The sequence below is a fragment of the Shewanella sp. UCD-KL21 genome, from assembly GCF_001957135.1.
Classification (GTDB): Bacteria; Pseudomonadota; Gammaproteobacteria; order Enterobacterales; family Shewanellaceae; genus Shewanella.
The window spans coordinates 113,961-126,292 of sequence record NZ_MPHK01000008.1; the positions used below are offsets into that span (position 1 = coordinate 113,961).

At 41.3% G+C, this 12,332-nt stretch carries 11 protein-coding genes and 4 tRNA genes; 11 read left to right on the forward strand and 4 right to left on the reverse strand.

Translation table 11 applies throughout. The features are described 5' to 3' along the window. Nucleotides 1-47: 47 nt before the first annotated feature. The 5 genes from uvrC (at nucleotide 48) to BM739_RS09400 (ending at nucleotide 2,953) form a co-directional block, all read left to right on the forward strand. A complete protein-coding gene (gene uvrC, locus BM739_RS09380; RefSeq protein WP_076539931.1) occupies nucleotides 48-1,880 on the forward strand; it encodes an excinuclease ABC subunit UvrC in 1,833 nt (610 codons plus the stop codon). A 45-nt stretch (nucleotides 1,881-1,925) separates the two neighbouring features. After that, nucleotides 1,926-2,474 carry a CDP-diacylglycerol--glycerol-3-phosphate 3-phosphatidyltransferase gene (gene pgsA / locus BM739_RS09385; RefSeq protein ID WP_076539933.1) on the forward strand — a complete coding sequence of 183 codons (549 nt, stop codon included), beginning with the start codon at nucleotides 1,926-1,928 and terminating at the stop codon, nucleotides 2,472-2,474. 183 nt (nucleotides 2,475-2,657) lie between these two features. Next, nucleotides 2,658-2,733 (forward strand) — tRNA-Gly (locus BM739_RS09390). A 15-nt stretch (nucleotides 2,734-2,748) separates the two neighbouring features. Further along, nucleotides 2,749-2,822 (forward strand) — tRNA-Cys (locus tag BM739_RS09395). Between the two features lie 45 nt (nucleotides 2,823-2,867). Further along, nucleotides 2,868-2,953 (forward strand) — tRNA-Leu (locus BM739_RS09400). 154 nt (nucleotides 2,954-3,107) lie between these two features. Here the strand turns inward: BM739_RS09400 and BM739_RS09405 are convergent. Together BM739_RS09405 and yqfB are read right to left on the reverse strand one after the other, a co-directional pair. Beyond that, nucleotides 3,108-3,821, reverse strand: a complete 714-nt coding sequence (locus BM739_RS09405) for an SGNH/GDSL hydrolase family protein (RefSeq protein WP_076539935.1) — start codon at nucleotides 3,819-3,821, stop codon at nucleotides 3,108-3,110. A gap of 27 nt (nucleotides 3,822-3,848) precedes the next feature. Then, nucleotides 3,849-4,169: a N(4)-acetylcytidine aminohydrolase gene (gene yqfB / locus BM739_RS09410; RefSeq protein WP_076539938.1), complete on the reverse strand. Its 321-nt coding sequence runs from the start codon at nucleotides 4,167-4,169 to the stop codon at nucleotides 3,849-3,851. A gap of 140 nt (nucleotides 4,170-4,309) precedes the next feature. Here yqfB and BM739_RS09415 point away from each other — a divergent pair, with 140 nt between their 5' ends. The 6 genes from BM739_RS09415 (at nucleotide 4,310) to BM739_RS09440 (ending at nucleotide 9,887) form a co-directional block, all read left to right on the forward strand. Further along, nucleotides 4,310-5,689 (forward strand): leucine-rich repeat-containing protein kinase family protein, encoded by a 1,380-nt coding sequence (locus BM739_RS09415; protein ID WP_076539941.1) that lies wholly within the window; start codon nucleotides 4,310-4,312, stop codon nucleotides 5,687-5,689. A 96-nt stretch (nucleotides 5,690-5,785) separates the two neighbouring features. After that, the gene (locus BM739_RS09420; RefSeq protein ID WP_076539943.1) at nucleotides 5,786-6,373 is read left to right on the forward strand and encodes a uracil-DNA glycosylase family protein; all 588 of its coding nucleotides are present in this window, start codon (nucleotides 5,786-5,788) and stop codon (nucleotides 6,371-6,373) included. A 202-nt stretch (nucleotides 6,374-6,575) separates the two neighbouring features. Next, nucleotides 6,576-6,661: transfer RNA gene (locus BM739_RS09425), tRNA-Leu, on the forward strand. Between the two features lie 883 nt (nucleotides 6,662-7,544). Beyond that, complete coding sequence (locus BM739_RS09430) at nucleotides 7,545-8,225, forward strand: hypothetical protein (RefSeq protein ID WP_139326859.1); 681 nt, start codon at nucleotides 7,545-7,547, stop codon at nucleotides 8,223-8,225. A 50-nt stretch (nucleotides 8,226-8,275) separates the two neighbouring features. Beyond that, the gene (locus tag BM739_RS09435) at nucleotides 8,276-8,830 is read left to right on the forward strand and encodes an Npt1/Npt2 family nucleotide transporter (protein ID WP_139326860.1); all 555 of its coding nucleotides are present in this window, start codon (nucleotides 8,276-8,278) and stop codon (nucleotides 8,828-8,830) included. Between the two features lie 91 nt (nucleotides 8,831-8,921). Beyond that, nucleotides 8,922-9,887, forward strand: a complete 966-nt coding sequence (locus BM739_RS09440; protein ID WP_076539950.1) for a hypothetical protein — start codon at nucleotides 8,922-8,924, stop codon at nucleotides 9,885-9,887. A gap of 41 nt (nucleotides 9,888-9,928) precedes the next feature. Here the strand turns inward: BM739_RS09440 and BM739_RS09445 are convergent, their stop codons facing one another. Together BM739_RS09445 and BM739_RS09450 are read right to left on the reverse strand one after the other, a co-directional pair. Then, nucleotides 9,929-11,818, reverse strand: a complete 1,890-nt coding sequence (locus BM739_RS09445; protein ID WP_076539952.1) for a metallophosphoesterase — start codon at nucleotides 11,816-11,818, stop codon at nucleotides 9,929-9,931. A gap of 129 nt (nucleotides 11,819-11,947) precedes the next feature. After that, nucleotides 11,948-12,223: an HU family DNA-binding protein gene (locus BM739_RS09450; RefSeq protein WP_076539954.1), complete on the reverse strand. Its 276-nt coding sequence runs from the start codon at nucleotides 12,221-12,223 to the stop codon at nucleotides 11,948-11,950. Between the last annotated feature and the right edge of the window lie 109 nt (nucleotides 12,224-12,332).

Consider the following 12,332-nt stretch of genomic DNA (forward strand, 5'->3'; position numbering starts at 1 on the left):
TAGGTGTTGAATCAAACTGGTATTTCACACCTATTTTAGGATAGTTGATGCCATCTCGTTTTAATCCAAAGTTATTTCTCAAGAATGTTTCTTCTTCGCCTGGTGTTTATCGGATGTACGATGACAAGGGCGAAGTCATTTATGTTGGTAAAGCAAAAGATCTTAAAAAGCGCTTATCATCTTATTTTAGAGCCAATATTCCCCATGTAAAAACTCAAGCATTAGTGGCACGCATTGCCAATATTGATGTCACTTTGACCCACAGTGAAACCGACGCGTTACTGCTCGAAAATGATTACATCAAGCAATACATGCCCAAATACAATGTATTGCTGCGTGATGATAAATCTTATCCTTACATTTTGCTCAGTGGCCATAAGCATCCTCGACTCGCTTATCATCGTGGCCCTAAGCGTGAAAAAGGCCATTATTTTGGCCCATATCCAAATGGTGGTGCTGTTAGAGAAAGCTTACATCTGATGCAAAAGCTGTTTCCCATTCGTCAGTGTGATGATCTTTATTATAAGTCGCGCTCTCGACCTTGCTTGCAGTATCAATTAGATCGCTGCAGTGCCCCCTGTGTTGGCCGCGTAAGCGATGATGAATATGCCGAGCAAGTGAAATTAGCCAGCCTGTTTTTAAAAGGCAAAGATCAACAAGTGATCAGTGAGCTAGTGGTGAAGATGGATAAGGCTGCCAATGAGCTAGAGTACGAACATGCAGCGCAATTTCGCGATCAAATCACCGCCCTAAGGCGAGTGGCTGAGCAGCAAGAAGTGTCTAATCACAAAGGCGATATGGACGTGATAGGGGTACATTACGCATCAGGTATCGTTTGTTTTCATTTATTATTTATTCGAGATGGAAAAATCTTTGGCAGTCGCAGCTATTATCCAACTGTGCCAGCACAAACTGAGCTTGAAGAAGTGCTCGTCTCTTTTATGGGGCAGTTTTATTTAAATGCCGACATCCAGCGCACAATTCCTAAAGAAGTATTATTAAGCCACTCCTTTGAAGAACTCGCGACACTGCAACAGACTATTTCAGCAGCCTTGGAGCGTAAGTTTGAAATCAAAACACATGTTAGAGGTGAGCGAGCAAACTTCTTACGCCTAGCACTAACCAATGCCACCAATGCGGTTAATACGCGCCTGTCTCACAAAAATACCGTTGAGCAGCGCTTTCAATTATTAGAAGAAGCATTAGAGCTAGGTCACCCAATCCAGCGGATGGAATGTTTTGATATCAGCCATACCATGGGCGAAAGTACCGTTGCCTCTTGTGTAGTGTTTAACCGTGAGGGGCCCCACAAGTCCGATTATCGCCGCTACAATATTAATGGCATTACCGGTGGTGATGACTATGCCGCCATGGAGCAAGCACTCAGCCGCCGATTTGATAAAATTGATAACAAGGGTAAAGTGCCAGATATTGTATTTATTGATGGTGGCTTAGGCCAGTTACGTATTGCGCAGCAAATAGTAGATGAAAAATGTGTGCATTTAGATAATGCGCCTTTACTGATCGGGGTAACGAAAGGCGAAGGGCGTAAAGCAGGGCTTGAAACCTTTGTGTTTGGTGGCTCAGAAGATACCTTTGAATTACCCAGTGATTCACCAGCATTTCATTTAATTTTGCATATCCGTGATGAGTCCCACCGCTTTGCAATTACAGGCCATAGAAATAAGCGCCAGAAAACCCGAAATACATCGACGTTAGAATCCATTGCAGGTGTGGGGCCTAAACGGCGCAAACTATTGTTACAACATTTGGGCGGTATTCAAGAAGTGAAGGGCGCAAGTGTCGCTGAATTAACAAAAGTTCCTGGAATTAGCCTAGAAATGGCACAAACAATCCATGATGCATTGCGAGGGGGATAAAATTAAGGCAAGATTGGCGCTGCTTCTGACTATTTGGTTTCGTTCATGCCTTTTAATTTACCTATAGCATTAACTTTATTTCGGCTTGTTTTATTGCCGGTATTTGTTGTTGTGTTTTATCTTCCCTATTCGTGGGCCCCTTTTGCTTCGGCATTTATTTTTTGGCTTGCTGCGGTAACTGATGCGTTAGACGGTTATGCGGCGCGAAAATTAAAGCAGTCGACTCGCTTTGGTGCTTTTCTTGACCCGGTTGCCGATAAAATAATGGTGACCACGGCGTTAGTATTGCTAGTGCAGCAAAATGATAATATTTATCTAACCTTAGCGGCATTATTCATGATCGGCCGAGAAATTGTGATCTCTGCGCTACGTGAATGGATGGCAGAAATCGGTAAACGCGGTGTTGTCGCAGTATCATGGATTGGCAAATACAAAACGGCGGCGCAAATGGCGGCGATTGTTGGTTTGATCTGGCAGCCGAATGAATTTTTGACCGATGTGGCTTATGGCTTGTTTTATATTGCTGCAGTGCTGACTTTCTGGTCGATGATGAGCTATATTTCAGCAGCATGGAAAGACTTAACGGCTGAGTAGCGCAATAAAACTTCAATAAGTTTATTTAGTGTTCACTCAGTTAATTTTGTTGAAAACAGCAATTGACACCGACACTGAAATCGGTAGAATGCACCCCCGTAGACAAGGATGCTTCGGCTTATAACCAAAAGGTTTGAGCTACAAGACATCAGGTTTATTTGAAAAGATAAACAAATGATTTACGCGACATTAGCTCAGTTGGTAGAGCGATACCTTGCCAAGGTATAGGTCATCGGTTCGAACCCGATATGTCGCTCCAAATCATGTTTATATCGGCGCGATGGCAGAATGGCTATGCTGCGGATTGCAAATCCGTCGACCTCGGTTCGACTCCGGGTCGCGCCTCCACAAATTTTGTTTAGTTGTTATGTTAACAATTAAAACAACACTTATGCCCGAGTGGTGGAATCGGTAGACACAAGGGATTTAAAATCCCTCGCTTAATAGGCGTGCCAGTTCAAGTCTGGCCTCGGGTACCATCATTTACATACGACTTTTAGTATTAAAGAGTATGGTGCGAAAAAGCCTCAACATTAGTTGGGGCTTTTTTGTGTCTGAAATTTGTTGTAATGAAAAGTTCTATTAGAAAATCCCTCGTCGTTTTTAAATACGGCGTGCCAGTTCAAGTCTGGCTTACACTTTTGCTTTGATCATTTCGCTCGCCTGTTGTCCCCAGTGGGCATAAATAACCTCACTGGGATGAAAACCGTCAATGGCCATTGGCGCGTCTGCTAGCGTCTGTTCCATATTAAGTTGTTCGCATGGCAGTGAGCTGGTGGTCACCCAATTAGAAAGAGCGAGATTGAACTCTCGACACCTTGCACCTAAAAACCACCTAAAAGGCTGCGGTAGCGCTGGAAATCTATCCATTGGAGGCACATTGGTTATGATAATTTGTGTGCTACCTAGCTCTGCCGTGATTAATGCACACAATTCACTTAATTGCTGCACCCATGTTTTTGCCGATATTGGGCTTAACACATCATTTACGCCTAGGGAGATCACAATAGCATCAGCTTGTGGTAGTCGATTTTGACGGAGCAGATGTTTGACTTGATTAAGACAATTTTGGGTGCTGTAACCACTTTGGGCAACCAGCTGCCAATTGAGCTGGTAATCTGCCGATAACCGTTTAACCATGTTTCCTGCGAGTGCTTGTTGCTGGTGGTTAACTCCAACACCAGCAGCTGCAGAGTCACCTATGATCAATAAAGACAATTGTGGCGTAAGGCATGAAGCATTCGCGCGCTCGCCGCTTGGCTCTGGTAGTTTAACAGTGGTTTTTTTTACCCAAATCGCCTGAACTAAATAAATAGGCCATAAAAATATTAGTGTTAGATAGTGCAATGTTACATTCCTTTGTTATGCGCTTATTTAAGGGGTTACGACCTTAAATTTGATTTCATAAAGCTGTTCAATCCCCGGATACACTTCCTGTATTAAGGCTTTTAATACTGCCAAGGGCATATTTTCTTGCTGAGCATGCAAGTCGGTTAATTGTGTAAATGGCACTGTATTAACCGAAATAACCTTGATGTCGCAAAACCATTTATCTTCCTCAAAGGTGGACACGGTTAACGTTTCACCTGCAATAAAGTGTGATTCACTGTCATCGCGCAAGGTAATTGTTTTAGCGCCTGACAGAATGTCTGTTTCAAAGCGGCTGAAAAAAGTGATGCTGTTAAGTGCTGACATAGTGGCTTTGAGCCTTTATTAATTGAAGGTTTATTGTGCGTTATAGTAAATCAGTTTACTGAGGTTTGCCTTAACTTGTTTATCGGTTTGGCTTATCATGAGCGCCATTTCGGCTTACTGCTTATTTTAGGATATTTCCATTGCATACTTTGGCTCAATTACAGTCTGGTGAATTACACCAAAACAAGATAACACGATTACAAATAGCTGAAGGGTTAACCAGCTTTCCCATGGAAATTATTGCGCTCGCAGATTCCCTTGAAGTGCTTGATTTGTCGAACAACCGTTTATCATCGCTACCTGATGAGTTTGAGCAGTTGCAACAGCTTAAAATTTTGTTCCTCTCGTTTAATTGTTTTACTGACATCCCAGCTGTCATTGCCAAATGCCCAAAGCTTGAAATGATCGGTTTTAAAGCTAATCAAATAACCACAGTTGCCGAAGACTGTTTTCCTGTCGATACCCGCTGGTTAATTCTCACTGACAATAACATTGCCCAATTACCTCAATCCATTGGTAAGCTGCATCGACTTAAGAAGTTTGCCATGGCAGGCAATAAGCTCAGCAATTTGCCGCAATCAATGAGTCAATGTACCTCACTCGAACTATTGCGTATTTCAGCCAATGAATTGACGGATATTCCCGATTGGTTATTCAAGCTGCCCAATTTAGCTTGGTTGGCATTTAGTGGTAACCCTATAACAGCGCCTGTTATCAATAGTGATGACGCTGCTGTTAATAGCGGTTGTGGGTTAACGCCAATGGCGCAGTTATCATTAGGGGAGCAATTAGGCCAAGGCGCTTCAGGGGTGATTTATCAAGCACAATGGCAGCAAGACTCAGGCACAGCACTGGACGTAGCGGTAAAAATGTTCAGAGGTGCGGTGACATCAGATGGTTACCCAAAAGATGAATTACATTGCTGTTTACAAGCAGGCTTCCATCCTAATTTAATTGGTGTGCTTGGCTTTATTGCTGAGGCTGACAATCTTGGTTTAGTCATGGAGCTCATCCCTCAGCGTTATTACAATTTGGGCTTACCGCCGTCACTGGAAACCTGTACTCGCGATACCTTCTGTGATGACATGGAGATATCCTTAAAGCAAATCGTCACCGTCATGAGTAGTATGGCAGCGGCGTTAGCTCATTTACATCAACACAAAGTCAGTCATGGCGATATATACGCTCACAACACCATGATTGATAGTGATGCCAATATGCTATTTGGTGATTTTGGCGCCGCAACGGACTTGTCTGCGTTATCAGCAGTGCAAGCAGGGTTTATGCAAGCCATTGAGGTTAGAGCATTAGGTAATATGCTCGATGACGTATTGGGGCATTTTAATGAACTCACAGCCCATGATGATAACCAGCTAAGGTTAGCAACTGCAGATAGTCAGATTATTAGTCAATTAAGCCAAATAGTGTCTAGTTGTTTGCAGGCTGACGTAGCAATGCGACCTCAGTTTAGTGATATCCAGCAGCAATTAGCCACCATTGAACGGCAGTTATTGAATTAACAATCGCCGCTTATATTGAGGTCTCAGCTTACGTTTAAACTCAAGTTTAGCTTTAGGCCCAGAGAGTAAAACTTATAAATAGGATAGGGGAGCGTTATGCCAGCAGCTTCATTAACGTCGTTAGTTGCACAGGTGCGGCAATGCCAACTTTGCCAGCATGCGTTGCCCTATGGCGTTAATCCTGTGATTCAAATTAATCAGCACGCGCGCATTCTCATTGCCGGACAAGCACCAGGCCTTGCAGTACATAAGTCTGGCATCCCGTTTGATGATAAAAGCGGTGACAGGTTGCGAGATTGGTTAGGCATCGACAAACACACCTTCTACGACCCTGAACAAGTTGCAATTTTACCCATGGGCTTTTGTTACCCCGGAAAAGGAAAAAGTGGTGATTTAGCGCCAATGAAAATTTGCGCCCAAACGTGGCGGCAAGCTTTACTGAATCACTTAACCGATGTGAAGTTAACTTTGCTTATCGGCAAGTATGCTCAAGACTATCATTTGCCAAACAGGCAACAAACGCTGACAGAAACGGTTAAACATTGGCGTAATTTACCTGCGGGCACCATTGCATTACCTCATCCAAGTCCTCGCAACAATATTTGGTTAGCAAAAAATCCATGGTTTGCTGAAGATTTATTGCCAGTATTACAATCGACAGTGCAGAATATTTTGCGGGCTTAAGTAAAATATTTAATTGAAAGGGCTAATTTAGCTATGTTTTTAGACGAATTGATTGCAAAGTCAGCACTTGAACAATAAGTTGCATTTTTTTATTGATCCATTCTGAAAAACCAGTAAAGTATGCACCAAGTTCAGCGGCAGCAAGCAATTGCGCTAATTGACATAGATTCTATAACTTGTTTCGACGAGTTATCACAAGTTTGCCCGAGTGGTGGAATCGGTAGACACAAGGGATTTAAAATCCCTCGCTTAATAGGCGTGCCAGTTCAAGTCTGGCCTCGGGTACCATCATTTACATACGTAAGTATGGTGCAAAAAAGCCTCGACATTAGTCGGGGCTTTTTTGTGTCTGAAATTTATGAAAATAAGGATATTTGCCTGCTTAACTCAATAGCCCTTGAAAGTGACCAGAGAAAAGTATGCTTTTTCTAAAAGCTTCGTGATCAGTTAGTCGGGGCTTTTTTGTGTCTGAAATTTACTGGAAAAATGATATTTAAGTTCAAGGCCGGTTTTTGCTGCACTACAATTGCCATATCTACTCGTATTAATAGTCCTTGATACTGTCCTTATAAAGGCCTAGAAGGCTCTATAAGCCTCGCCACTATTGAATCGGGGCTTTTTTGTGTCTGAAATTTATTGGGAATATGATATTTAAGTTCAAGGCCGGTTTTTGCTGAACTACAATTGCCATATCTACTTGTATTAATAGTCCTTGATACTGTCCATATAAAGGCCTAGAAGGCTCTATAAGCCTCGCCACTATTGAATCGGGGCTTTTTTGTGTCTGAAATTTGCGAAAATGAATAATGATATATAGCAGAAAAAAACTCGTGGTGTTTAAATAGGGCGAACCAGTTCAAGTCTAGCCTCTTTAGATTGAGACTTTGTGTTGAATTTCGTTCCGTATCAGGTGGTTTAAAACGACGTCATTAACAAGCTTCTTAGTCTATTTATGACGGACTCATTTGAATTTTTAGTATGATTTATTCCTGAATTTATCTATTAAATCAATTGGCCATATCGCTTATTTTACCAATGAAAAAACCTCATCAATAAATGTATTTAAGCCGTAGGGAGCTGTGTTAGCTATACCTCCGCATATTTGACAGTGCACATGCCTCTGCTAAGCTTTTTTAATACCCTGAAAGTAAACAAGGAATTATTTACAGGTATGGGAAAACATAGGAGCGACTTAAGTTACCTAGAACGCTTAATGAGAATTTTTACTCATGTGCAACCGGGAGAAGGTAAGTCCACCTTGATGCTCTCAGCCTACGCTTGTTTGCTACTGCTGCTGTACTACATTTTAAAGCCTATCCGTGAAGCTCTCATTCTCTCTGAACACACCGCTGAAATGCGCAGTTATACGATAGCGATTCAAGCTTTGGTATTAATGATATTAGTTCCATTATACGCCAGCTGGATCAGGACTCAGGGCGCAAATGAAATATTACCCAGAGTAACCTTAGCGGTGGCAATGAGCTTGTTGTTATTTTTGGGGCTCTATTTGTTTAAGGTGCCTATTTCAATTCCTTTCTTTGTTTGGCTAGGCGTGATTAATGTGTTGTTAATTGCCCAGTTTTGGGCTTATGCGGCAGATATTTACACTCCTGATGAGGGCAAACGTTTGTTTGCTTTTATTGCTGCCGGAGCATCTATGGGCTCATTACTAGGTGCACAAATTAGCAAACATTTATTTAAGCTTGTTGGCGCAGAAGGCTTGATGCTAGTGGCTGCGGTTTTACTGTTCGCGACGATGTGGTTACCCAAATTAGTTGGACTTAAATCTAAAAAAAAAAGCCGAGTGGCTATCATTGTCATTCATTCAAAGCAGGCTTTGATACCGTACTGAATAATCGTTACTTATTGGTGATTGCAGGGTTTGTGGTGTTACTCAACTGCGTGAATAGCACAGGAGAATACATTCTAGCCAAATGGGTACAGATTTATGCGCAGCAGGGAGTTGATGTCAAACTTATTATTGGTGAGTTTTACGGTGACTTTTACACTTGGGTAAATTTGTTCAGCATGTTAATTCAGTTATTGCTGGTGTCTAGAATATTCCAATGGATCCATATACATGGTGCCATTCTAATTTTGCCATTTGTCGCTTTTTTAGGCTACGGCTTAGCGACTTTTATCCCTATGTTTACCTTATTTAAGCTAATAAAAATTGCTGAAAATAGCATAGATTATTCGTTACAAAATACCGCTCGGCATGCGCTTTTTCTGCCTTTAAATCAGCAACAAATCTTTGAAGGTAAAACGGTAATAGACGCACTTTGTTGGCGTTTAGGAGATTTGGCTCACGTAGTGATCATCTTTATTGGCCTTAAAGTATTCAAGCTTGATCACTACGAGTTTGCGGCAGTTAATCTGGTTATTTCCCTATTTTGGATAATTTTGGCATTTAACCTTGCTCGCAAGCATAAACAGTTGGTCAATGAGCATGCTTAATGATTAAAAGGTGTCGATATTAATAAAAATGTTATTAGAAATATATTTTTGACAGCGTGTTAACTCATCGATTGAGTAGAAGGAGCGTAATATGCCATATTTGAAGATGACTTTTTTATTTACGATATTTCTAATCGCTTTTTTCTCTCATGCTGAAACAATTCCTTTAATTCGAGATGAAAAGATAATTTTTGACTTATTGTACACAGGGGATCTAAATCTTTCTAAAAATGTCGCTAAAGCGTTTGCTAAAAAAGAAAGTATTATGGAAATTAGAAGGGTTGGTTTAGTCAAAAATAGCCTACAGATACGTGCCGCCTTTCGAGATAAAGCCGTAAAAGGCAATGCTAGGGGAAGCATGAAGTTAGTATATTACGATAGCTACTACAACGAAGTGGCGGCATATATTATTTCAAAATATCTCGGCCTCAATATTATTCCTGCGACTGTGCTTCGAAGTATGCCTATAGGGCCCAAAGGACTAGTGTCGAGCAAACAATTGAGAAAAGGCAGTTTGCAACTATGGGTAGAAAATACGGTAGTGCTGTTCGACTTAACTTCTAGTAAGTTGTCTTACCCGGGTTCTGTCGAGTATAAAAAGCACCAAATAAGAGAAATCAAAGCATTCGATTGTATCATTGGCAATGTTGACAGGCATGCCGGTAACCTATTAGTTGATCTAAATGAAAGATTTGAAGCGTCAAATGAACTGACTGGAAATAAAAATGCTTATCTTGGTAAAATTTGGGCCATAGATCACTCGAGAGCTTTTTATCGAGGTCCTCGGCTAGACTCGCGAAGCTGTAAGTTAAGTAAGCTAAAGTCTCAGTCTATTAGCATACAATTTATGCAGGGAATGAGAGCATGGAAAATTGAAGAACTAGAAAAGAGGCTCCGAGCGAGTGGTTTATCGGAGCAACAATTAGCTCGTATAGAGCTGGACGCTCTTGAGCATCGCCTTCAAAAAGTTAAAAAACATTTTGAGGACGAGCAGCGAAATAGTGCTCTGGCTGATGAAGAATATTTTAGCTCAGGACTTTGGCATCGGGTTTGGTGAAAGTTAACCCAAGCTGATACATATAACCAAACTGAGGCGTTTCACTCGTTCTGCCAGCGTTTTAATAGCAGATCACGGCGTTTGAGTAGCGCCTTGAGCTGTTTTCTCTTAAGTAGGCCATCAGTGAGTTTATCTAGGCTTCGATAGTCTAGGTTTTTTAATTGTTGTTCAATTTTTAATGAATGACGTAAACGTGCGGCCTTTAAATATTTTGGTGCTTGTTTGCCAGTTCTAAAACTTCGAGAGTGATCTATCATCCACATCATCCACATCATCCAATCCGCTTCACTATAGAGAATATTACTTTGGGTTCTATCTTCATTGAAAATTAAAATATCAAACATATTCATCAGGCTGGCTTGGTAGGACAGGACGCAATGCTCACTTGGATAACGTTCATTCTCGATACGATTTTTTTCGTTAAAAGTGTCATCTATCCACAATTGTAGCGAGCCCTGCTTACTTTTGATGGTGCGAAGTACTGTTGGAGGGATCATATTCAATCCAAGATGACGGGCTATTTTGTACGCCGCTATTTCGTATTTATAACTGTCGGTATTGCGATATTTCTCATTTGAGGCAGTTCTAGGGATGATATTTTCAGTTTTAAAAATAGCTTTGAAACGCAGTCCGTTATGTTCTAAATAAGCTTTTTTCGACTTTGTCACACCAGCCCCTATAAGCTCAAGTTTAGTGATACTTGCCTGTGTTAATAGTTGTTCCCACTCCGGATAACTGTGGCCTTGGTACATTTCACGGTATTGACCATCATCAACTTCAAAAGGGCGCCAATCATTACCGTCAAATTGTTCAAGTTGGTCCTTGTTAATGGCTAATAACATTGGATTGCCCTGATAATATTTTCGATATAGCCCTGTGTCGGTATTGATCACCTTGCCCTTCATTCTGCTTTCAAAAACTCGGCTGCCAGTTGTAGTGTGGCCAATCACTAATTGGTTGGCCTTATAGTGTTGTAAAACGCGATCAAGTATTTCTTCCTCAAAGATAGGATGACAAAGGGCTGAGCCTCTATACCAGAATTGACTTTCTCCATCGAGATAAAAAGATTGGCTGAGATTAAGGAAACTTTGGTATAAGGATTTATGTTTGTCAGCTCCTGCGGATTGTAAACGGCGTGCTATTTTTTCTTGGCGACTAAAGAAATCATCATGGTGACTTAATGCACCTTGTAGTTTTAATTGTTCAAAGGCTTCCATGTAATCATGTATTACCTTCGTTGATTCATTGTTTACTTGGGCTAAGCTTGTCAGTGGGAACTTGGCAGAGAGTCCACCATGGAGAAATAGTACCTCATTAATCTTTAATATACTGGGCTTGCTTAGCAGCCATCGACCGTATTTACCCTTGGTAGAAAATAGCTGCATATGACCAAAGTAGCCGGGAGGGTATTCAGTGTTAAAGGTCGATAATAGAGAGTTCTGGCTAATTTCGGTATTGGATTCATTTGCATGTGAAAGGTATTGTTGCAAGTAATTTTCGCGTATGGCAGCAGATTCGTCATTCAGATAATGCTTATATTCATCAGTGGGTACGTAGTCAAGTTCACGGATAAGATTCATCAATTCGTGATTGCCTAACACAAGATGGACAGCGCCTCCTGCATCAGCGGCCTGTTTCTCTAGGCGCATAAACAAGTCCATCACTTTACGGGAGTCAGGGCCTCTATCCAGCAGATCGCCGACACTGACTAGCTGAGTATCGCCTGCTTGCCAGTTTTGTTGGTCATCGATAATTCCCGCTGCACGAATTAATTTTTCAAATTCACCATAGTCGCCATGGATGTCACCAACAACTATAATTTTTGCGGTTGTTGATAGCTCAAAGCTCTCGTAGGAGGCTGAGGCTTCCTGTAATGGAATAAAAGTGCATAGCAGTAGAACCACACTTATCACAACATGGTTAATGTTCATGGTTGAGCGCTGGGTAAGGTGACTTTGACTTTAAGTTTAGAAGATGATTATGAAATGGTGTAGTTATTGGTAAAAGCCTTGTTGCTATTGCTAGTCAAACAAGGCCTTTGAAATGAGGTAGGGGCTTTATTACTGGTTGATGAGTTTTTTCAATCCAGGTGCAGCTTTAAAGCTTGGTTGGTTGAAACCTGGGATTTCCATCGCTTCACCGGTTTGCGGATTGTAGCCATTTTTCGCTAAATGGTAGCGTAATTCAAATGTGCCAAATTGCGGAATGTACACTTTCTCACCTTCGGTAAGTGCTTTATGGATCTGAGAAACAATTTGATCGATTTGAATTTTAGCTTGAGATTGTGAGATACCGATGTCGGAAGCCATCACTTGCATGAGTTGTTTTTTATTCATATTAACTGCTGTGAAATTAACGTAATAAGTATTGCGGGGCCTGTTTATAGCAGTTATGCCAATCGTTTAACAGAGCTCAACTGACCGCGGTTCAACCATTGTCGAATCA